The organism is Stenotrophomonas sp. YJH_SMC_4 (assembly GCF_059371575.1).
Genome location: NZ_JCAFUR010000016.1, coordinates 45832 through 67318 on the forward strand (window position 1 = coordinate 45832; position 21487 = coordinate 67318).

Annotated in this window: 23 protein-coding genes; 18 read left to right on the plus strand and 5 right to left on the minus strand. The window is 67.9% G+C overall.

Annotated features, from left to right (window positions below):
* The first annotated feature begins 71 nt into the window (after positions 1–71).
* Together rnk and AC5P9F_RS17110 are read left to right on the plus strand one after the other, a co-directional pair.
* Complete coding sequence (rnk, locus tag AC5P9F_RS17105) at positions 72–476, plus strand: nucleoside diphosphate kinase regulator (protein ID WP_005408156.1); 405 nt, start codon at positions 72–74, stop codon at positions 474–476.
* Positions 477–526: 50 nt separating this feature from the next.
* A complete protein-coding gene (locus tag AC5P9F_RS17110; RefSeq protein ID WP_100438891.1) occupies positions 527–1483 on the plus strand; it encodes a transaldolase in 957 nt (318 codons plus the stop codon).
* A 677-nt stretch (positions 1484–2160) separates the two neighbouring features.
* On the opposite strand, the gene msrA is transcribed toward AC5P9F_RS17110, so the two are convergent.
* Both msrA and AC5P9F_RS17120 read right to left on the minus strand, forming a co-directional pair.
* Positions 2161–2826, minus strand: a complete 666-nt coding sequence (msrA, locus tag AC5P9F_RS17115; protein WP_049418682.1) for a peptide-methionine (S)-S-oxide reductase MsrA — start codon at positions 2824–2826, stop codon at positions 2161–2163.
* A 30-nt stretch (positions 2827–2856) separates the two neighbouring features.
* Positions 2857–3120: a putative signal transducing protein gene (locus tag AC5P9F_RS17120; protein WP_005408153.1), complete on the minus strand. Its 264-nt coding sequence runs from the start codon at positions 3118–3120 to the stop codon at positions 2857–2859.
* A gap of 259 nt (positions 3121–3379) precedes the next feature.
* Between AC5P9F_RS17120 and AC5P9F_RS17125 the strand changes: the two genes are divergently transcribed.
* From AC5P9F_RS17125 to AC5P9F_RS17150, 6 genes are all read left to right on the plus strand, one after another.
* Positions 3380–5128 carry a glutamine--tRNA ligase/YqeY domain fusion protein gene (locus AC5P9F_RS17125; protein WP_171969062.1) on the plus strand — a complete coding sequence of 583 codons (1749 nt, stop codon included), beginning with the start codon at positions 3380–3382 and terminating at the stop codon, positions 5126–5128.
* Positions 5129–5171: 43 nt separating this feature from the next.
* Positions 5172–5825, plus strand: a complete 654-nt coding sequence (locus AC5P9F_RS17130; protein WP_012479203.1) for a membrane protein — start codon at positions 5172–5174, stop codon at positions 5823–5825.
* 51 nt (positions 5826–5876) lie between these two features.
* Entirely contained in the window at positions 5877–6599 is a 723-nt protein-coding gene (locus AC5P9F_RS17135) for a DUF6348 family protein (protein ID WP_043035678.1), read from the plus strand.
* Between the two features lie 97 nt (positions 6600–6696).
* Positions 6697–7257, plus strand: a complete 561-nt coding sequence (locus AC5P9F_RS17140) for a nucleoside deaminase (protein WP_004154307.1) — start codon at positions 6697–6699, stop codon at positions 7255–7257.
* Positions 7241–8308 carry a 23S rRNA (cytidine(2498)-2'-O)-methyltransferase RlmM gene (rlmM, locus tag AC5P9F_RS17145; RefSeq protein ID WP_005408149.1) on the plus strand — a complete coding sequence of 356 codons (1068 nt, stop codon included), beginning with the start codon at positions 7241–7243 and terminating at the stop codon, positions 8306–8308. Before AC5P9F_RS17140 ends, rlmM begins: the two co-directional genes overlap by 17 nt.
* Before the next feature lie 51 nt (positions 8309–8359).
* Positions 8360–8755 carry an EF-hand domain-containing protein gene (locus AC5P9F_RS17150; protein ID WP_495232003.1) on the plus strand — a complete coding sequence of 132 codons (396 nt, stop codon included), beginning with the start codon at positions 8360–8362 and terminating at the stop codon, positions 8753–8755.
* Between the two features lie 143 nt (positions 8756–8898).
* Here AC5P9F_RS17150 and AC5P9F_RS17155 read toward each other — a convergent pair whose 3' ends face one another.
* Positions 8899–10080 (minus strand): UbiH/UbiF family hydroxylase, encoded by a 1182-nt coding sequence (locus AC5P9F_RS17155; protein ID WP_005412304.1) that lies wholly within the window; start codon positions 10078–10080, stop codon positions 8899–8901.
* A complete protein-coding gene (gene ubiH, locus AC5P9F_RS17160; protein ID WP_005408146.1) occupies positions 10077–11285 on the minus strand; it encodes a 2-octaprenyl-6-methoxyphenyl hydroxylase in 1209 nt (402 codons plus the stop codon). The genes AC5P9F_RS17155 and ubiH overlap by 4 nt, the downstream gene beginning before the upstream one ends.
* Before the next feature lie 106 nt (positions 11286–11391).
* On the opposite strand from ubiH, the gene AC5P9F_RS17165 reads away from it, so the two are divergent.
* The 10 genes from AC5P9F_RS17165 (at position 11392) to AC5P9F_RS17210 (ending at position 21293) form a co-directional block, all read left to right on the plus strand.
* Positions 11392–11976 carry a hypothetical protein gene (locus AC5P9F_RS17165; protein WP_005408145.1) on the plus strand — a complete coding sequence of 195 codons (585 nt, stop codon included), beginning with the start codon at positions 11392–11394 and terminating at the stop codon, positions 11974–11976.
* Between the two features lie 8 nt (positions 11977–11984).
* Positions 11985–12539, plus strand: a complete 555-nt coding sequence (locus AC5P9F_RS17170; RefSeq protein ID WP_005408144.1) for a cob(I)yrinic acid a,c-diamide adenosyltransferase — start codon at positions 11985–11987, stop codon at positions 12537–12539.
* Positions 12540–12548: 9 nt separating this feature from the next.
* The gene (locus AC5P9F_RS17175; RefSeq protein ID WP_111174050.1) at positions 12549–13487 is read left to right on the plus strand and encodes a histone deacetylase family protein; all 939 of its coding nucleotides are present in this window, start codon (positions 12549–12551) and stop codon (positions 13485–13487) included.
* An 89-nt stretch (positions 13488–13576) separates the two neighbouring features.
* On the plus strand, positions 13577–16078 hold the full coding sequence (gene lptD / locus AC5P9F_RS17180; RefSeq protein ID WP_088436781.1) for an LPS-assembly protein LptD: 2502 nt from the start codon (positions 13577–13579) through the stop codon (positions 16076–16078).
* On the plus strand, positions 16075–17418 hold the full coding sequence (locus AC5P9F_RS17185) for a peptidylprolyl isomerase (RefSeq protein ID WP_495232004.1): 1344 nt from the start codon (positions 16075–16077) through the stop codon (positions 17416–17418). Before lptD ends, AC5P9F_RS17185 begins: the two co-directional genes overlap by 4 nt.
* A 3-nt stretch (positions 17419–17421) precedes the next feature.
* The gene (gene pdxA / locus AC5P9F_RS17190) at positions 17422–18402 is read left to right on the plus strand and encodes a 4-hydroxythreonine-4-phosphate dehydrogenase PdxA (RefSeq protein ID WP_308679984.1); all 981 of its coding nucleotides are present in this window, start codon (positions 17422–17424) and stop codon (positions 18400–18402) included.
* Entirely contained in the window at positions 18399–19202 is an 804-nt protein-coding gene (rsmA, locus tag AC5P9F_RS17195) for a 16S rRNA (adenine(1518)-N(6)/adenine(1519)-N(6))-dimethyltransferase RsmA (RefSeq protein WP_012479197.1), read from the plus strand. Before pdxA ends, rsmA begins: the two co-directional genes overlap by 4 nt.
* 13 nt (positions 19203–19215) lie before the next feature.
* Positions 19216–19599 carry a Co2+/Mg2+ efflux facilitator ApaG/CorD gene (gene apaG, locus AC5P9F_RS17200; protein ID WP_005412297.1) on the plus strand — a complete coding sequence of 128 codons (384 nt, stop codon included), beginning with the start codon at positions 19216–19218 and terminating at the stop codon, positions 19597–19599.
* Positions 19600–19614: 15 nt separating this feature from the next.
* Entirely contained in the window at positions 19615–20634 is a 1020-nt protein-coding gene (locus tag AC5P9F_RS17205; RefSeq protein WP_012479196.1) for a symmetrical bis(5'-nucleosyl)-tetraphosphatase, read from the plus strand.
* Positions 20631–21293: a DUF1287 domain-containing protein gene (locus tag AC5P9F_RS17210; RefSeq protein ID WP_012479195.1), complete on the plus strand. Its 663-nt coding sequence runs from the start codon at positions 20631–20633 to the stop codon at positions 21291–21293. The genes AC5P9F_RS17205 and AC5P9F_RS17210 overlap by 4 nt, the downstream gene beginning before the upstream one ends.
* Positions 21294–21358: 65 nt before the next feature.
* Here the strand turns inward: AC5P9F_RS17210 and AC5P9F_RS17215 are convergent.
* Positions 21359–21487: integrase core domain-containing protein (locus AC5P9F_RS17215; protein WP_141097864.1), on the minus strand; the 129-nt coding region annotated here is incomplete at its 5' end.

Genomic DNA, 21487 nt, shown 5'->3' on the forward strand with positions numbered 1-21487 from the left:
TCCCCACAATACAGACAGGCGGCGCCAGCAGGTGCCGCCTTTTGCATGGCTTTCAACCAAGGAGCTTCACCATGAGTACCGCCAGCGGCCTGCCGCCGTCGATCACCGTTTCCACCTTCGACATGGACCGCCTGGACGCCATGCTCGAATCCCCTGCGCTGAGCCAGACGCCTGCCGCGCTCGCGCTTGCTGAAGAACTCAACCGGGCCACCGTGCTGGCACCGGACCAGATTCCCGAAGGCATCGTCATGATGCATTCGCGCGTGGAGTGCGAAGATGAAGTGTCGGGCGAGAAGCACGTCCTGACCCTGGTCTTCCCCCGCGAAGCCAACGTCGATGAAGGCAAGGTTTCCGTGCTGGCCCCGGTCGGCAGTGCCCTGCTCGGCCTTTCGATCGGCCAGAGCATCGACTGGAACGCGCCCGGCGGCCGCAAGCTGCGCCTGCGCGTGACCGCGGTCCACAACGACCGCCCCTGATTACCGCTGCGCACCGCGCGCGATTCGATCCCCCTGCACCAGGAGCCGTAATGAGTACCCCGTCCAAACTGTCCCAGCTGCGCGAACTGTCCGTGGTCGTTGCCGATACCGGTGACTACGAGGCGATCAAGCGCCTGCAGCCGGTGGACTGCACCACCAATCCGACCCTGGTGAAGAAGGCGCTGGACCTGCCGGTCTACGCCGAGCTGATCGAACGCGAACTGGCCTGGGGCCGCCAGCAGAGTGGCGACCGCGAAGCCGTGGTGCACGCCGTGGCCGACCGCCTGACCATCGGCGTCGGCGCGCTGCTGAGCACGCTGGTGCCGGGCCGCGTGTCCACCGAAGTGGACGCCGACCAGGCCCACGACACCGCCGCCACCGTGGCCAAGGCCCGCCAGTTCATCCAGATGTACGCCGATGCCGGCGTGCCGCGCGAGAAGATCCTGATCAAGATCGCCGCGACCTGGGAAGGCGTGGAAGCCGCGCGCATCCTGCAGGCCGAGGGCATCGACTGCAACCTGACCCTGATCTTCAACCCGACCCAGGCGCTGGCCTGCAGCGAAGCCGGCGCGTTCCTGATCTCGCCGTTCGTCGGTCGTATCCTCGATTGGTACGTGGCCAACGGCCAGACCCCGGCCACCATCGACGAAGACCCGGGCGTGAAGTTCGTGCGTGGCGTGTATGCCGAATTCAAGCGCCGCGGTTCGCCGACGGTGGTGATGGGTGCCTCGTTCCGTTCGACCGCGCAGATCGAAGCGCTGGCCGGCTGCGACCGCCTGACGATTTCGCCGGACCTGCTGGAGAAGCTGGACGCCGACCACGGCGAGCTGCCGCGCAAGCTGGTGGCCGGTGCAGCGGACGGCACGGCGGTGACCCCGATCGATGCGGCGAAGTTCGCGGCGGACCTGGCGGCCGATCCGATGGCGACCGAGAAGCTGGCGACCGGTATCGATGCGTTTGCCAAGGATCTGCAGGCGCTGCGCGAGCGGATCCGCGCGGCACTGTGATTCCGGCCAACGGCTGAGCCCCTCGTGGCGGGTCGGTTGGTCGCGAAGGGCATGAAGCAACAGCCGTGCTGGGTCGGGCGGGTTGGGTTCGCGGGAGACGCCGTGAACCCGTCCATGGGGGCTTGGCCGCGGCATCCATGCCGCGGACACCCCCGCGAACCCAACCCGCCCGCCCTCTGACAAGTTCCTGCGGCCGCCCGCCAAGGAAGAAAGAAAGAAGAGCAACAGCGGGTCGCGCGCTTCGCTTGCTCGCAGCCGAGCATGGCTGTGCCGGTCGTCCTGACCGGCACCCTCCGGGCCGTCGCGCAAGCGACGTTGGCAGCGGCTCCTGCCGCTGCCTTCAGCTCTACAGAAAGCACTGCAGAACCAAACAAAAAGGACGCGGCGAACGCCGCGTCCTTTTTGTTTTTCTTCAGTTCGTCAGTAACCAATGCTCTCGCCCACCGTCACCGGAAAACTGTCGAAGGTGGGACGGGTGCAGATGGCGGGACCGTCCACGGCATGGATGCCGTGGCCGAGCCCCCAAGGACGGGTTTACGGCGTGTCCCGCCATCTGCACCCGTCCCGCCAAACTCACAGCAAACCAGAGCCGCTTGGCTTTGGCTTTGGCTTTGGCTTTGGCCTTGGCCTTGGCTTTCAGCCGTTGACGTTGCCCGCCGCAGGCGGACCACCGCGCGTCAGCGCGGCGCCTCCACATCCAACCCGATCGGGCAGCTCACGCCGGTGCCGCCGATGCCGCAGTAGCCGTTCGGATTCTTCGCCAGGTACTGCTGGTGATAGTCCTCGGCGTAGTAGTACGCCGGTGCCGGGTACACGATCTCGGTGGTGATCGGGCCGTAGCCAGCCGCATCCAGCTGCGCCTGGTAGGCCTCGCGGCTGGCCAGCGCGGCCTTGTACTGGGCTTCGTCGGTGGCGTGGATCGCCGAGCGGTACTGGGTGCCGGTGTCGTTGCCCTGGCGCATGCCCTGGGTCGGGTCGTGGCTCTCCCAGAACAGCTGCAGCAGGCGCTCCAGGCTCACCACCGCCGGGTCGAACACCACCTGCACCACTTCGGTGTGGCCGGTCAGGCCCGAACAGACCTCTTCATAGGTCGGGTTCGGGGTGATGCCCCCGGCATAGCCCACCGAGGTGCTGTACACGCCCGGTTCGGTCCAGAACTTGCGCTCGGCGCCCCAGAAGCAGCCCAGCGCGAAACGGATCTGCTGCAGGCCGGCAAAACGGTCCTTCAGCGGATGGCTGTTCACGAAGTGCTGGTTGCTGTGCAGCGGCAGCGGCTGGTCACGCCCCGGCAGCGCCTCTTCCGGGCGTGGCAGGCGCTGCTTGAAGGCGCCGATGCCGAGGATGCCCTGGCCAATTCCCAACATGATGCGCTCCTACGCCGGAAGTCCGGCTATGTCGTCTGCATCTGAAATGGGGGCGTCCGGCGCGTGGCCCAAGTCCAGCGCCGCCACGATGTCCTCGGCCTGCGGGCGTGCCGCATCGGGGATTCCCACCCGCAGCACACCGAACAGCGGCAGCTCGCCCATGCCGCCCAGCAGCTGCTCGCCAAACACGAAGGCCGGGATGCCGGCATCTTCCAGCGCGTGCTTGACCAGGTGGGCGTCGAACAGGTTGTCGGCCTTGTACACGATGTGCATGCGGCGGCTCCGTGGGACAGGGTTCCAGCATACGCCCGGGGGCTGAATGGTGGTGGTGACGGCGCATGACCGTTCTGCCGGCCAGCGGCCGGCACTACCCATCCACTTTCCGGTAGCGCCGGCAGCGGGCCGGCGGAATGTGGACCGCCGTGCAGTTGGGTAGTGCCGGCCGCTGGCCGGCATCCCCACACCCCACCGGGCAGCCCTGCCCCGTACGCGCTAGACTGTTGGTCTTTCTGCCCTTTTTCGCCCCAGACTCATGTCCGAGCACACCCCCGCCAGCCCCGAGACCCCCGCCGACAGCCACGAGAAGCGCGATTTCATCCGCCAGATCGTGCGCGAGGACCTGGCCAGCGGAAAGCACCAGGCGATCAAGACCCGCTTCCCGCCGGAGCCGAACGGCTACCTGCACATCGGCCATGCCAAGTCGATCTGCCTGAACTTCGGCATCGCCGGCGAATTCAGCGGCGTCTGCAACCTGCGCTTCGACGACACCAACCCGGCCAAGGAAGACCCGGAATACGTGGCTGCGATCCAGGACGACGTGCGCTGGCTGGGCTTCGAGTGGAACGAGCTGCGCCACGCCTCGGACTACTTCCAGGCCTATTACCTGGCCGCCGAAAAGCTGATCGAGCAGGGCAAGGCCTATGTCTGCGACCTGTCGGCCGAGGAAGTGCGCGCCTACCGCGGCACCCTCACCGAGCCGGGCCGCCCGTCGCCGTGGCGCGACCGCAGCGTCGAGGAAAACCTCGACCTGTTCCGCCGCATGCGCGCCGGTGAGTTCCCGGATGGCGCGCGCACCCTGCGCGCGAAGATCGACATGGCCAGCGGCAACATCAACCTGCGCGATCCGGCGCTGTACCGCATCAAGCACGTCGAGCACCAGAACACCGGCAACGCGTGGCCGATCTACCCGATGTACGACTTCGCCCACGCGCTGGGTGATTCGATCGAGGGCATCACCCACTCGCTGTGCACGCTGGAGTTCGAAGACCACCGCCCGCTGTACGACTGGTGCGTGGACAACGTCGATTTCGCCCATGACGATGCGCTGACCCAGCCGCTGGTCGATGCCGGCCTGCCGCGCGAAGCCGCCAAGCCGCGCCAGATCGAGTTCTCGCGCCTGAACATCAACTACACGGTGATGAGCAAGCGCAAGCTGATGGCGCTGGTCACCGAGCAGCTGGTGGACGGCTGGGAAGACCCGCGCATGCCGACCCTGCAGGGCCTGCGTCGCCGTGGCTACACCCCGGCCGCGATGCGCCTGTTCGCCGAGCGCGTGGGCATCAGCAAGCAGAACTCGCTGATCGACTTCAGCGTGCTGGAAGGCGCGTTGCGCGAAGACCTGGACAGTGCAGCGCCGCGCCGCATGGCAGTGATCGATCCGGTCAAGCTGGTGCTGACCAACCTGCCGGAAGGCCATGAAGAACAGCTGACCTTCAGCAACCACCCGAAGGACGAGAGCTTCGGCAGCCGCGACGTGCCGTTCGCACGCGAAGTGTGGATTGACCGCGAGGACTTCGCCGAAGTGCCGCCGAAGGGCTGGAAGCGCCTGGTGCCGGGTGGCGAAGTGCGCCTGCGCGGCGCCGGCATCATCCGCTGCGATGAAGTGATCAAGGATGCCGACGGCACCATCACCGAGCTGCGCGGCTGGCTGGATCCGGAATCGCGTCCGGGCATGGAAGGCGCCAACCGCAAGGTCAAGGGCACCATCCACTGGGTCAGCGCCGTGCATGGCGTGCCGGCCGAGATCCGCCTGTACGACCGCCTGTTCTCGGTGCCGAACCCGGATGATGAATCGGAAGGCAAGACCTACCGCGATTACCTCAATCCGGAATCGCGCCGCACCGTCACCGGCTATGTCGAGCCGGCCGCGGCCCGCGCCGCGCCGGAGCAGTCGTTCCAGTTCGAACGTACCGGCTACTTCGTCGCCGACCGCCGCGACCACACCGAAGCCAAGCCGGTGTTCAACCGCAGCGTGACCCTGCGCGATACCTGGTCGGCCTGAGGACCTGCGCGGGCGCCAGCACGGCGCCCGCACGCCATCGACAATGATCACCGCCCTCTCCGTCCTGTTCTGGTTCATCTCGCAGCATCCGCTGCTGACGTTTTTTGCAGCGATGGTGCTGGCCGGGCTGGTCTCGTGGTGGCGGCGCTTTCCGGGCTACGCCATCGTGGTGTTCCCGCTGGCGATGCTCAACATGTTCCTCGGCCACTTCCTCAACGCCACCTTCCTCAACGTGGTGGGCGAGCGTGGTGAAGCGGTGATCGTCAAGGCCGAGCGAACCAGCTCCACGCTCAACGAGCAGTACATCTGGCGCTACGAAGGGGTGCTGCGTACCGCCGAGGGCCGCGACGTGGACGTGGTGTTCCACACCAACACCGCTTCGCTGTGGCCGCTGGAAAACGCCATCCGTATCCCGGCGCGCGACCAGCCGTTCGTGGTCAAGTACACGCCGGGCTTCCCACGCAACTTCGTCATCCTCACCAATGAATCCCCGCACGGCGTCGCCCAGGCCCGGGCCAGCGCGCGCGAGCGGGTGGAGGTGGCGGCACGCAAGCTGCATTTCAGCCCGGGCAATGCCGATTTCCGCGCGGACTATCGCCGCGAGCTGGAAAGCTGGCTGCGCGACCACGGCAACGATCCGCAGCAGCAATCCGACGCGCAGCGATATCGCGCCGAACTCGACGCGCTCGACCGCTAGATGCCCAGGCCCTGCCTGGATGTTCCACCCCATCCACCCCACAGGCCTGACATGACCACGACCTCCGCCGCTCTCCTCCCGCTGCTGCAGCAGGTCCTTCAGGACGCGGGCGTCGCCAGCCACGTCGACGGCAACGCGCTGCTGCTGGACAGCGGCCTGCGCCTGACCCCGCATGCAATGGCCGCACACGCGCGCGACAACGGTGGTTGGCAGACCTCCACCGTCATCGAAAGCCAGCATCCGCGGTTATTCGCCGATGGCCTGTTCGAGTACCAGCACGCAAATGGTGCCGATGAGCAGGCATCGCTGTTGTCCGGCTTCCAGACCTGGGTGCGGGTAGACCTGGCGACCCTGCAGACTGCGATCGGCGCCGAAGATGCACAGGGCCTGCCGATGATGGGCCTGACCTATCCGGCCGGTGACGATGGCGAGGAACACGAACGCACCGTGGTGCTGGGGCCGTTGGCGCACTACCGTGCACAGGAAGTGGATGCCTCCACCTGCAGCGAAGACGATCATGGCTCCTGCCCCTGCTGCCTGTTCACCCGCAGCATGGAGGCCTTCGACGAGCTGCTGAAAGCCCGCCAATTCCTCGCCATCCGCCTGTTCGCCTCGCGCGATGCCGACGGCCTGTGCGAGGCCGATTGCCGGGTCAACGGCCACGACTTCGCCGCCGCCCTGCCCCTGCTGCGCGCCTACGCGGCCAGCTGGCCGCAGGCCGGGCTGGAGTTCCGCAAGCAGTACGTGGTGATCCGCACCGGCTCGCCAGGCTGACCCACGCCCACACCCGATACAGGCCCGTGCGGCTACACTGCGCGCCGGTTCCCCAAGCAACCGCACTTTTTCCCATCCCACACGAGGCACCCCCGCGATGCTGTACGCGCAAGTCCACCTGACCCTTCCCGCCTGGATCCACGACCAGATCGACCTGGATCGTCGATATCCGGGCGATGAGGCCAAGGTCGCGCTGGCGATCGAGCTGTCGCGGCTGAACGTCGAGCACGCCAGTGGCGGCCCATTCGGCGCGGTGGTGTTCGGCCCGGATGACAAGGTCATTGCCGCCGGCGTGAACCGGGTGATGCCGCATGCGACCTCGCTGGCGCACGCCGAGAACATGGCCTACATGCTGGCCCAGCAGCGCCTGCAGACCCCGCGCCTGAACGCGGTGCTGTCGCCGGTCACCCTGGCCACCAGTTCGCAGCCGTGCTGCCAGTGCTATGGCGCTACCGTGTGGGCCGGCATCGACCGCCTGCTGATCGGTGCCAACTCGGCCGACGTCGAAGAGCTGACCCCGTTCGATGAAGGCCCGCTGCCGGCCGACTGGGTGGGTGAACTCAACAAGCGCGGCATCGAAGTGGTGCAGGGCCTGAACCGCGACGCCGCGCGCAGCGTGCTGCGTGCCTATGGGGAAAGCGATGGCGCCCGTTACTGAGACCGGCATCGGCCTGCTGTGCCTGTGCCGGCAGGGCTTCGAGCCCGAGTTGGCCGGCGAGCTGCAGTTCCGTGCCGGCGAAGCCGGTTTCGCCGGTTATGCGCGTACCCAGCGCAATGACGGCTATGTGCTTTTCATGTGCGACGAAGCTGCGGCACTGGCTCCGCGCCTGCGCTGGCGCGAGCTGATTTTCGCGCGGCAGAAGCTGGTGGTGCTGGCCGAGCTGCCGCAGCTGGACCCGGCCGACCGTATTACCCCGATGCTCGACGTGCTGGCCGATGCGCCGCGCTTCGGCGACCTGTGGGTGGAACACCCGGACTCGGACGCCGGCAAGCCGCTGTCCGGGTTGGCCCGCGCCTTCGGCAACGCACTGCGCCCGGCGCTGCGCAAGGCCGGCAAGCTGACTGACAAGCCGAACAACCGCCTGCCGCGCCTGCACGTGGTGTTCGTCGACGGCACCCACGCCTTCGTCTGCGTGGCCGACCCGGCCGACAGCGCGCCGTGGGCACTGGGCATCCCGCGCCTGAAGCTGCTGCCCGAAGCACCCTCGCGTTCGGCGCTGAAGCTGGACGAAGCACTGCTGACCCTGCTGACGCCGGAAGAACGCGAAGCACTGGCCAAGCCCGGCATGCGTGCGGCCGACCTGGGCGCCGCCCCCGGCGGCTGGACCTGGGTGCTGACCCGCCAGCACATGCACGTGTTGAGCATCGACAACGGCCCGCTGCGCCAGCACGTGCTGGACACCGGCCTGGTCGAGCACCTGCGCGCCGATGGCTTCCACTGGCATCCGGAACAGCCGCTGGACTGGATGGTCTGTGACATGGTCGAGCAGCCGCGCCGCGTGGCCGAACGCATGGCCACCTGGTTCCGCGAAGGCTGGTGCCGGCACGCGATCTTCAACCTGAAGCTGCCGATGAAGAAGCGCTGGGACGAAACCCGCCTGTGCCTGGACCTGTTCCAGGACCAGGCCGGCAAGCCGCTGGTGGTGCGTGCCAAGCAGCTCTATCACGACCGTGAGGAGATCACCGTACTGGCGTCGCCACTGCGCTGACGCCATCACGTCCGCCGGGCATACCCCGGCGCTGCAGAGGAAGGAGCATCCATGCGACATCGAACGATTCCGCTGCTGATCACCCTGCTGGCCGCCGCACCAGCGGTGGCCCAGCAATTGCCGCACACCCCGGCACAAAGCCAGCCGCTGGGCCCCACCGGCGGCGCGATCCGCCAGCAACCGCTGGATGCGGACCGGGTCAGCGGCAGCGTCGAGATTCCGCAACCGGCCGGCGAGGCGCAGGTGACCGTGCGTTCGCTGGAACCGAGCAGCGTGGTTGGCCAGTACCGCATCCACTTCGCTGCGCTGGATGTGAACGGCGATGGTTTCATCAGCCGCGAGGAAGCGCAGGCGAATCCGGCGCTGGCCGATGAGTTCAATGCGTTGGACGTGAAGCGTCGCGGCAAGCTGGATCGTGCCGACCTGGCCGGCTGGCTGGTCGACTGAAAAAGGGGACGGAGGGGATTAAGTCGTTTGTGCCACAAACGACTTAATCCCCTCCGTCCCCTTTTTTGATCCAGCGCGATCTTCATCCACGCATGGCGTGGATCTACTGACGTCGGGCACCCACCAGAGCGGTTTGCATTCTGCTACACCCCGGCGGCGCGCTTCCAGAATGCCTGCACCAGCGGTGGCCATTTGCCGACGCAGCCCAGCGCCCGGCCGCGGGCCAGGGTCAGGTGCATTTCGTCGTTGGAGAACAGGCGGTTGATCGCATCGAAGCTGTAGGCGGCGATGTGGTTGTCGCTGCGCCGTTCGCGTGCCCAGCGCTGCAGGCGCTGCGGCGACAGCCGCGGCTGGCCACGGCGCTCGGCCGACGGCGCCAGCCACTGCTGCAGGGCGGCCACATCGCGCAGGCCCAGGTTCACGCCCTGCCCGGCCAGCGGATGCACCACGTGCGCGGCATCACCCAATGCCAGCACGCGGCCGGCCACGTAGTGACGGGCCAGCTGGCGGCGCAGCGGGAAGGCTGCGCGCGGTGATGCCAGCCGCAGCTCACCCAACCGCGCCGCGAAGGCGCGGGTCAGTTCGCGGTTGAAGCTGTCTTCGTCCAGCGCCAGCACGCGCGCCGCCTCGTCCTCGGGCAGGGTCCAGACGATCGAGCTGCGGCGCTCGGCCACCGGCAGCAGCGCCAGCGGCCCGCTCGGCAGGAAACGCTGCCAGGCGGTGGCCTGGTTGGGAAGATCGCTGTCCACGTAGGCCACCACGCCACGCTGGTGGTAGTCATGCTTTTCAACCTCGATCCCGGCCAGTTGGCGCAGGGTCGATTCGGCGCCGTCGGCGGCCACCGCCAACGCCGCTTCCAGGCGACGACCGTCATCCAGGCGCAGGCGCACGCCGTCGTCGTCCTGCTCCAGCGCTTCCACCCGCGCCGGGCAGTGCAGCTGCACGCCCGCCGCCGGCAACGCCGCCCACAGCCGATCCTGCAGCAGGCCGTTCTCGACGATGTAGCCCAGTTCACGACGGCCGAAGCGATCGGCATCGAACAGCAGATCTTCGCCACCGGCCGCATCCCACACCTGCATGCGCCGGTAGGGCCAGGCGCGGGCCTGCACGATCGCCGGCCACACGCCCAGGCGGTTCAACAGTTGTACGTTGTCAGCAGCGAAGGCGAACACGCGCAGGTCAGGCTGTGCGGCCTGCCACGGCGCGGGCTCACGACCTTCCACCAGCGCAACCGACAGGCCGGCATCGGCCAGCGCCAGCGCGCACGCGGCACCGACCACGCCACCACCGACGATGGCCACATCAAGGCGCATGCGCCGGCTCATGCGGCTTCTCCGCGGCACAGGCGCGGCACTTCGCCGCGGAAGCCCATCGCGCCACCGACCAGCATCGACTGCACCGATGCGCGTTGCGCGGCCACCAGGCCGAGGCTGCGCAGCGGCCGCATCAGCGGCGCCGGGTTGCTGGTCAGGCGCGCCAGGCCGCCGGAGAACGCCACCGTCTGGCGGCGATCTTCCTCGCGGCGCGCGACATAGGCCTGCAGCAGTGCATCACTGCCGGCATCTTCATGCGCATCCTCCAGCAGCTCGGCCAGGGTCAGCGCATCGCGCAGGCCCAGGTTGAAGCCCTGTGCACCCAGCGGATGAATGGTCTGCGCGGCATTGCCCAGCAGCACCGTGCGCTCACCGGCCAGCGCGCGCGCCAGCACCTGGATGAGCGGGTAGGCGCTGCGCGGGCCGGACTCGAGCAGGCGGCCGGCACGCCAGCCGATCGCGTTCTGCAGGCGTTGCAGCCAGGCGGCATCGTCCAGTGCCATCACCGCATCGGCCTGGTCGCGCGCAACACCATGCACGGTGCCGAAGTGACGATCGCCGCGCGGCAGCAGGGCCGTCGGGCCGGTATCGGTGAAACGCTCCCACGCGGTGCCATCCGGCGCGCGCTGGCTGCGTACACGGGCCACGAACAGGGTCTGCTGGAAATCATGGCGGTCGACCTCGATGCCCAGTGCACCACGCACGCCACTGGTCGTACCGTCGGCACCCACCACCAGCCGTGCCAGCAATACGCGCTCGCCGGCCTCATCGGCGACCCGCACCTGGCGGTAGCCGTCGACCACTTCACCCAGGCCCAGGAACCGCATCGGCCGGTAACGGCGCAGCCGCGGCAGCTCCTGAAGCCGCGCTTCCAGCGCCTGGCCGAAGTCGCGGGCGACCACCACCTGGCCGAACCAAGGCCGGTCGTAATCGGCCGCTTCCAGCTGCACACGGCCGAAATCGCCGGCACGGCTGACGTGGATGCGCCGGATCGGGCCCGGTGCCATCGCCAGCTTCTGCATCACCCCCAGCGCGGTCAGCGCATTGACGGTGGCAGCGGCGAAACTGAGATTGCGCTGGTCGAACACCACCGGCAGCTCGCCGGCCGGGCTGGCCTCGAGCAGGCCCACGTCGCGGCCGAGGCGGTCCAGGGCAATGGCCAGGCTGGCGCCGACCAGGCCACCACCGACAATCAGCACGTCATGTCGTTCACTCATGCGTTCATGATACGCGCTCGCCCCGTCTGTACGCCGAACGGCCGGTCCTGCGCCAACCCGCGCGGCGGGCTAGAATGAAACCTGAATCCGCTCCGGGCCCGCCACCATGTCCGACACTGCCAACCGCGCCTTCGTCCTGTCCGTGCTCGTTCTGGTGCTGGCAGCGACCCGTGTCAATCACTTCGCGGCGATCCCCGATGCCTCATGGGCGGTGTTCTTCATCGGTGGCTTCTACCTGGCCCGCTGGACGCGCTGGGCGTTCCCGCTGCTGATGGTGTTCGCGGTGCTGGTGGACTGGATCGTGATCCGCAGCAGCGGCCTGGACTTCTGGCAGCACTACTGCGTGTCGCCGGGCTACTGGCTGCTGCTGCCGGCCTATTTCTCGCTGTGGGCCGGCGGCATGCTGCTGGGCCGCAACTACCAGAGCGCGCGCTGGCCGGTACTGGCCAAGGGCGCGCTGCTGCTGGTCGCCTCGGTGGCGGTCTGCCACCTGCTGGCGCAGGGCGGCTTCTACTGGACCAGCAGCAACGTGGCCGAGCCGACCCTGGCCGGCTGGGCACAGAACTACGCGCAGTGGTTCGGCCCCTACCTGCGCACCACGGCGATCTACGTGGCGCTGGCCGCCGCCCTGCAGCTGGCCGTGGAGCAGGTGTTGAAGCTCCAGCAGGCCCGCCGCGACATCCGCCACTGAGCCGCGACATGGGTCATCGCCTCTCGCGCATCTACACCCGCACCGGCGACGACGGCAGTACCGGCCTCGGTGACGGCCAGCGCGTGCCCAAGGATGACGCCCGGGTGGCGTCCTACGGCACCGTCGACGAGGCCAATGCCGCGCTCGGCCTGCTGCTGGCCGTGCCCCTGCCCGAGGATGTGCGCGCGCTGGTGGTGCATCTGCAGCACCAGTTGTTCGACCTGGGCGCCGAACTGTGCATCCCCGGCCACGCCGCGATCCACGCCGCCGATGTCTCGGCCCTGGAACAGCAGCTGGACCATTACAACGCCGACCTGCCGATGCTGAAGGAATTCATCCTGCCGGCCGGCGGCGAAGCCGCCGCGCGCTGCCATCTGGCCCGCACCATCGTCCGCCGCGCCGAGCGCGAAACGGTCACCCTGGCCCGCCACGAGGCCGTGCGCAGCGAGGCGTTGCAGTACCTGAACAGGTTGTCGGACCTGTTGTTCGTGCTGGCCCGGGTGCTGGCCCGTGCCGACGGCCAGGGCGAAGCGCTGTGGCAACCACAGCAGCGCCAGCGCTGAGCCTGCACGATGCTGGTCTACACCCATCCGTCCTGCCTGCTGCACGACCCCGGTCCGGGCCATCCCGAGTGCCCGCAACGCCTGCAGCATGTGCTGGACGCGCTGCACACCGCGTTCCCCGGCCAGCTGGAGTGGCGCGAAGCGCCACCGGCCAAGTTCGGCGAACTGACCCGGGTCCACGACAGCGCACTGCTCGACTTCGTGCTGCAACCGCAGACCGCACCGCTGCGCCAGCTGGACATGGACACCTGGACCTCACCCGGCTCGGCCAGCGCTGCCGTGCACGCCGCCGGTGCCGGCGTGGCCGCGGTCGATGCGGTGATGCTGGGCGACGACCCGCTGGCCTTCTGCGCGGTACGCCCGCCGGGCCACCACGCCACCAGCAGCACGGCGATGGGCTTCTGCCTGCTCAACAACATCGCCATCGCCGCCGCCTATGCCCGCGACCGCCACGGCCTGGAACGGATCGCGGTGGTCGACTTCGACGTCCACCACGGCAACGGCACCCAGGACATCTTCCAGCACGACGCCCGGGTCTCGTACTACAGCACCCACCAGGCCGGGCTGTTCCCCAATTCCGGCCTGCGCCGTGACCGCGGTGCCGGCAACCTGATGAACATCCTGCTGCCGCCGGGCAGCGGTGGCTTCCGCTTCCGCAATGTCTGGGCCGACGAGATGCTGCCGGCCATCGACGACTTCCGCCCGCAGCTGCTGCTGATCTCGGCCGGCTTCGACGCCCACCTGCGTGATCCGCAGGCGGACCTGATGCTGGAGACCGACGATTTCGCCTGGATCACCGGTGAACTGCACGCGCTGGCACGCCGTCACGCGGCCGGCCGGGTGGTCTCGATGCTGGAGGGTGGCTACGACCTGCAGGCCCTGGCCGAGTGCAGCGTGGTCCATGTCCAGACCCTGCTCACGCCGTCCGTGGGCACCTCCGCCGGATGAACCCGAACCGGCAGGCTCCGGCGTCCTTCATTGCCCCTATGCAAGGGATGGGGCAAGCTACCGTCCGTTTTCGCCCGAATCCGAACCGCGTGCGCCGAGCCCTCCGCCTGCTTCCCCTGCCTCTGAGCATCGCCATCAGCCTGCCGGCGATGGCCGATGAAAAGCCGCTCAACTGGGGCCTGTGCCCGGCCACCGACGTCATTCCCGCGTTCACTGACGCCCCCACCCCGGTCCCGGCCCAGGACAAGGCTGCCGCCGCGGCCGCCCGCGAGCAGCAGCCGACCGACATCGAGGGTGACCAGCTGCTGGGCACCACCACCGTGCCGCAGTACGAGGGCAACGTGGCGCTGCGCCGGGGTGACCAGTTCGTCGGTACCGACAAGCTCAGCTTCGACACCGAGACCGGCAACTACATCGCCGACGGCAATGTCCGCTACCAGGACGGGTCGATCCGGATGGTCGCCAAGCGTGCCGAAGGCAACCAGGAAAGCGATACCCACAAGATCTCCGACATCAAGTACCAGCTGGTGTCGCGCCGGGGCAACGGTGATGCCGAGTCGGTCGACCTGCAGGGTGCGGTCGGCCAGATGCACCGCTCCACCTACACCACCTGCGACCCCTCGCAGCCGGTGTGGAAGCTGTCGGCGCCGCAGATCGAAGTGGACAACGACGAGGGCTTCGGCACCGCGCGCAACGCCGTGCTGCGCATCGGCAAGGTGCCGGTGCTGTGGGCGCCGTACTTCAAGTTCCCGATCGATGATCGCCGCAAGACCGGCCTGCTGTTCCCGCAGCTGGGCATGTCCGGGCGCAACGGCTTCGACTACGCCCAGCCGATCTACTTCAACCTGGCGCCGAACTACGACGACACGCTGACCCCGCGCTACATGAGCCGGCGCGGCCTGCTGCTCGACAACGAGTTCCGCTACCTCTACAACGGCGGCCGCGGCGAGGTGTTGACCTCGTTCATGCCCAACGACCGCCTGCGTGACCGTGACCGCGGCCGGGTGATGTTCACCGGCTACCACAACGTGGACAGCCACTGGCAGGCCCGCGCCAACCTGGCCTGGGTCAGCGACGAGCGCTATGTCGAGGATTTCGCCAACCGCCTGGTGGGGGTGACCGCCTCCAACCTGCAGAGCACGGTGGGCCTGTATGGCACCGGCACGAACTGGACGGCCGGCATCATGGCCGACCGCTGGCAGCTGACCGACTACACGCTCGACGAGCGCGCCCTGCCCTACAACCGCCAGCCACGCCTGTACTTCAACTGGGACAAGCCGGTCCGGCCCTGGCTGGAAGCCGGCATCTACGCCGAAGCGGTGCGCTTCACCCACGACGACATCAACTTCAAGAACGCCGTCGGCACCGGTAAGGATCTGCAGTACACCCGCAACGGAGTGCAGTGGACCGACGGCGTCGGTGTCAGCGGCGGTTCGCGATTGGACGTGAAGCCGTATGTGTCATTCCCGATCAGCGGCGCGGCCTGGTATGTGACCCCGACCCTGGCCTACCGTTACACCGCCTATCAGCTGGACCGAGGCCTGGTGGATGGTGTGAGAGGCATCCAGGCCCAGATCCTGAGTTCGCAGGGCATCGACCCGAACACGGCCACGCCCGAACAGCTGCGCGGCAATACCTCGCCCAGCCGCAGCCTGCCGATCGGCAGCATCGACGCCGGCCTGTTCTTCGATCGCGAAACCAGCATCCGCGGCAAGTCGTTCCTGCAGACCCTGGAACCGCGCCTGTTCTACCTGCGCACGCCGTACCGCAACCAGGACGAGCTGCCGATCTTCGACACCCGTGACTTCACCTTCAGCTGGGGCCAGCTGTTCCGCGACTCGCGCTACACCGGCGCCGACCGCCAGAACGACGCCAACCAGCTGACCCTGGCGGTGAGCACCCGGTTCATCGACCAGACCACCGGCAAGGAACGTTTCTCGGCCTCGATCGGCCAGATCCAGTACTTCGATGAGTCGCGGGTGACCGTCACCCCCGGCGGCGCCCCGGTGGAAAAGGGCAAGTCGGCCTGGATCGCCGACGGCAACTACATGATCAACGACCGCTGGACCCTGGGCGCCACCTACCAGTGGGACCCGAAGTACAAGCGCGAGGATCTGGCCAGCGTCCGTGCCCGTTACCTGATGCCCAACGACGGCGTGGTCAACCTGAGCTACCGCTACCGCATCAATGCCGGTGCTCTGCCCGGTGCCAACAAGCATGACCGCACCCTGCTGGAGCAGGCCGACCTGTCGTTCCTGTACCCGCTGAATGCGCGTTGGAGCCTGGTCGGCCGCTATTACTACTCGCTGCAGGACAAGGAGCCGCTGGAAATCATCGGCGGTGTCCAGTGGGACAGCTGCTGCTTGGCCGTGCGTGTGGTCGGCCGCCGCTATGTCCGCAATCGCGAAGGCGAGATGAACAACTCCATCCAGGTGGAGTTCGTCCTGAAGGGCCTGAGCTCCATCGGCCAGGACACGGACCGCACTCTGCGCCGTGCTATCCTCGGCTATAACCGCGACGACCTCTATCTCGTGCCGCCCAGCAACACCGGGGCGACCCGGGATGACTACGATCCGAACCTGATCCCATGACCAAGCGCTTCCCCGTTCTTCTCGCCTCGCTGCTGGCGGTGTCCAGCGTGTCCGCCCCCCTGCAGGTGCTTGCCCAGGAGGCGCAGCCGCTTGACCGCATCGCCGCCGTCGTCGATGAGGACGTGATCCTGCAGAGCGAGCTCCAGCGTGCGATCGCCAACATCAAGGCGCAGTACGCCGGCCGCGAAAACCAGCTGCCGCCGGAAGACGTGCTCAGCCGCCAGGTGCTCGAGCGCCTGGTACTGGTCAAGCTGCAGGTAGCCCGTGCCCAGGGCAGCGGCATCCGGGTCAACGACCAGGAGCTGAACCAGGCGATGAACTCCATCGCCCAGCAGAACGGTTCGAACCTGGACGCCCTGCGCCAGCGCCTGGCCCATGACGGCATCGACTTCAACGATTTCCGCGCCTCGGTGCGGGACGAGATCACCGTGCAGCGCCTGCGCCAGAGCTTCGCGCAGAGCCGCATCAGCGTCAGCGAGGGTGAAGTCGATGCCGCGCTGAAGCAGCAGGCCACGGTAGGCAACCAGTACCACCTGGCGCACATCCTGGTCGCGTTGCCGGACGGCGCCAACGCCGACCAGATCGCCACCGGCCAGAAGAAGGCCGATGGCGTAAAGGCCCTGCTGGACAAGGGAGAGCTGGACTTCAACGCGGCGGCCGTGCGCTATTCCGACAGCCCCAATGCGCTGGAAGGCGGCGACCTGGGCTGGCGCAGCCTGGATGAAATCCCGCAGGCCTTCGCGCAGATGATGGAAAAGATGAAGCCCGGCGAAGTGGTCGGCCCGATCCGTGGCCCCAGCGGCTTCCAGCTGTTGAAGCTGGTGGAAGTGCGTGATGCCAGCGCCACCGCTGGCGCCAGCACCGTCACCGAGTACCACGGTCGCCACATCCTGGTGCGCGTGGACGATCATCAGACCGACGCGGCCGCCAAAGCCAAGATCGATACCCTGCGTGCCCGCATTGCCGGTGGCGCGGACTTCGAGACCGTGGCCAAGGAGTCCTCCGAGGACAACAACAGCAAGGGCCAGGGCGGCGATCTGGGCTGGTTCCCGGCCGATGCGTTCGGTCCGGCCTTTGGCCAGCAGGTGGCCGCCATCCAGGACGGCGGCGTCAGCCAGCCGTTCCGCACCGATGCCGGTTGGCACATCCTGCAGCGCGTGGCCACTCGCCAGACCGACGTGACCAACGACAACCAGCGTGCCCAGGTCCGCGAGACCATTGGCCGCCGCAAGCTGGAAGACGAGTACAACCGCTTCCTGCAGGAACTGCGTGGCGAAGCCTACGTCAGCTTCCGCAGTGGCGACCGTGCGGAAAACACCGCCACGCCGCCGCAGTCCTGATCGATGCGCCCCGAGCTCGCTCTGGTACCGGGCGAGCCCGCCGGGATCGGCCCGGAGCTGTGCGTCCGCCTCGTCCAGCAGCCGCGTGAAGATTGCCGGCTGCTGGCCTTCGCCGACCCGGACACCCTGCGCGCGGCCGCGGCCGCGCTGAACCTGCCGCTGCAACTGCTGCCCGAGGGTGCCGAAGCGCGCGTCCCCGGCGACCTGCGCCTGCGCGTGGTGGCCAATGCCACCCCGAGCCGTTTCGGCCAGGCCGATCCGGCCAATGCCGGCGCGGTCATCGGCGCCCTGCTCGGTGCCGGCCAGGCCTGCCTGTCAGGCGAACTGCACGGCGTGGTGACCGGCCCGGTGCACAAGGCCGTCATCAACGAAGGCGGCATCGCCTACAGCGGCACCACCGAACTGCTGGCCGACCAGGCTGGGGTGAAGGTGGTGATGATGCTGGCCAACCACATCGTGCGCGTGGCCCTGGCCACCACCCACCTGCCACTGCGCGAGGTGGCCGACGCGATTACCGCGCCCAGCCTGGAACACACTCTTCGCACCGTGCACGCCGCGCTGCGCCGCGAGTTCGGCCTGCCCGCACCACGCATCGCCGTGCTCGGCCTGAACCCGCACGCCGGCGAAGACGGCCATCTGGGCCGCGAGGAACTGGACCTGGTCATCCCGCTGCTGCAGCGCCTGCGCGCGGAGGGCATGGACCTGATCGGGCCGCTGCCAGCCGATACCGCCTTCCTGCCGGCCAAGCTGGCCGGCTTCGACACCGTGCTGGCGATGTACCACGACCAGGGCCTGCCGGTGCTGAAGTACTCGGGCTTCGAGCAGGCGGTGAACCTGACCCTGGGCCTGCCCTACCCACGCGTTGCAGTGGACCACGGCACCGCGCTGGACCTTGCCGGCCGTGGCGTTGCCAATCCTTCCAGCCTGCAGGCGGCAACGACGTTGTGTGCGCAGCTTGCGCGGCAACGTACACTGAGCGCATGAATTCCCCGCATTCCCCCTCCGGCCCGGTGTTCACCGCCCCGGCCAAGAAGCAGCTTGGCCAGCATTTCCTGGCCGACCGCCACTACATCGACAAGATCGTGATGGCGGTCAACCCGAAAGACGGTGACCGCCTGGTCGAGATCGGTCCCGGCCAGGGCGCGATCACGCTGCCGCTGCTGCGCGTGCATCCGAAACTGACGGTGATCGAGTTCGACCGTGACCTGATCGCGCCGCTGACCGCCGCCGCCGAGCCGCTGGGCGAGCTGACCATCGTCCACCGCGACGTGCTGCGCGTGGACTTCACCGAGCTGGCCGCCGGCCAGCCGATCCGCCTGGTCGGCAACCTGCCCTACAACATCTCCTCGCCGATCCTGTTCCATGCACTGGAACATGCCGCGGTGATCCGCGACATGCATTTCATGCTGCAGAAGGAAGTGGTCGACCGCATGGCCGCCGGCCCCGGCAGCAAGGTGTACGGCCGGCTCAGCGTGATGCTGCAGGCCTACTGCCAGGTGACCTCGCTGTTCGTAGTGCCGCCGGGCGCGTTCCGGCCGCCGCCGAAAGTCGATTCGGCCGTGGTGCGGCTGGTGCCGCGTGACCCGGCCACGATCAGCATCAGCGACCACAAGCGTTTCGCCGAGGTGGTCAAGGCCGCCTTCGGGCAGCGCCGCAAGACCCTGCGCAACGCCCTGAACAACGTGGTGTCCGCCGAACAGTTCGTTGCCGCCGGCGTGCGTCCCGATGCCCGCGCCGAACAGCTGGACGTGGCCGAATTCATCGCTTTGGCCAATGCCTCCTGATTACACTGCCGGTATGGAAGACGCTGACGTTTACGCCATCTCCGTCGAAGTCGCACCGCGCTTCCTCGACGATCAATCCGCGCCGGAAGACGGACGCTATGCGTTCGCCTACACGATCCGCATCCACAACCAGGGGCGTGTTGCCGCGCGCCTGGTCGCACGCCACTGGCGCATCACCGATGCCAACGGCCGCGTCGAGCATGTCGATGGCGACGGGGTGATCGGCGAGCAGCCACGCCTGCGTCCCGGTGAAGACTTCCATTACACGTCCGGTGTCATGCTGGGGACCGATCACGGGACCATGCAGGGCCACTACGACATGGTCGCCGACGACGGCACCGAATTCGCCGCGCCGGTCGCACCTTTCGTGCTGGCCATCCCGCGTACCCTGCACTGACACGGAGGCCGGACGATGAGTGTGTGGGCGATCGGCGACCTGCAGGGCTGCTATGACGTCACCCAGCGGCTGCTGGAGAAGATCCGCTTCGACCCGGCGCAGGACACCCTGTGGTTCTGCGGCGACCTGGTCAACCGCGGTGGCCAGTCGCTGGAAACGCTGCGGCTGGTGCATTCGCTGCGCGAGCACAGCGTGGTGGTGCTGGGCAACCATGATCTTTCGCTGCTGGCCGTCGGTGCACGCACCGAAGAGGAACAGCGCAAGGTCAACCCGGACCTGCTGCGCATCGTGCAGGCCGAGGACCGCGACGAACTGCTGGACTGGCTGCGCCTGCAGAAGCTGGTGCACGTGGACCGCGAGCTGGGCTGGATGATGGTGCACGCCGGCCTGGCGCCGAAGTGGACCACGCAGATGGCCGAAAAGCATGCCGCCGAGGTCGAGGCGCAACTGCACGGTGCCGGCTACCGCAAGCTGTTCCGCAACATGTACGGCGACAAGCCGAGCTGGGCACCGAACCTGTCCGGCTACGACCGTTCACGCGCGATCATCAATGTGCTCACCCGCATGCGCTACTGCACCCCGCGCGGGCGCATCGGCATCGAGGACAAGGGCACGCCGGGCACGCAGGAACAGGGACTGTACCCCTGGTTCGAAGTGCCGGGCCGGGTCGAGCGCGACCTGAAGATCGTCTGCGGCCACTGGTCGGCGCTGGGCCTGACCATCACCCAGGGCGTGCATGCCATCGACACCGGCGCAGTCTGGGGTGGCAAGCTGACCGCGATCCAGCTCGATACCGATGAACTGCGCGTGGTGCAGGTGCCGGGCCGCGATGTCCCCGCACCCGTGCCCAACGCACGCCCGCCAGCGCGACCGGCGCACGAGCGCCCGGCGGCATCGGCGCAGGGCAAGGAACAGGGCGGCGGCAGTGCGCCCGCTGCCAACCCGGGCAATCGTGGTCCGCGTCGTCGTCGTCGTCGTGGTGGCGGTGGTGGTTCCGGCGGGCCCAACAACAACGGTGCAGCGCCGCAGGCATGACGCGACGCGGCTGGGCACCATGGACGGTGCTGCTGCTGACGCTGGCCAGCGTCAGCGGCTGCCAGCGCGATCCGTCCCCAGCGCCTGGCACTGGCGCAGACGCCGATCACGCGTCGGCATCCCCGCAGTCGCATTCTCCGCCATTGGTGGCCGCAGCGCGGGCGCAGATCGGCGTTACCACCCGTTACGATCCCGCCTACCGGGTCCTCTCCTATCCCGGCGGCGACGTCCCGCTTGATCGCGGTGTGTGCACCGACGTGGTGGTGCGCGCCCTGCGCAACCAAGGCCTGGACCTGCAAGCGCGCGTGCATGAAGACATGCGCGGCAATTTCAGTGCCTATCCCGCGATCTGGGGCCTGTCACGGCCGGACCGCAACATCGATCATCGCCGTGTGCCGAACCTGATGCGCTGGTTCGAACGGCAGGGTTGGCAGCAGCCGGTCACCGCCGCCGCCGCCGACTATGCGGCCGGCGACATCGTCGCCTGGAAGCTCAACGGCAACGGCCTGCTGCACGTGGGCATCGTCTCCGACCGTCGGCTGGCCGACGGCACGCCGTTGGTCCTGCACAACATCGCACGCGGCACGCGCGAAGAGAACCTGCTGTTCCAGCACGCCATCATCGGGCATTACCGGATGCCGCAGCGACAGCCCAGGTAGAGTCGACTGTCAGTCGACTGTCGCGCGCAGCGCGGGGTTTTCGGGTGACCGCCGAGAGCAGTCGACTAACTGTGTAAACCCACCACGTTGTTCAGCAGGACTCTGGAAATAGGTGGCTGGCCACCGATCCCCATGTGAGGGCGGTGCCAGTTGTAGTGGTGCAGCCATTGGGTCAGCACGGAATTGCGCTGGTC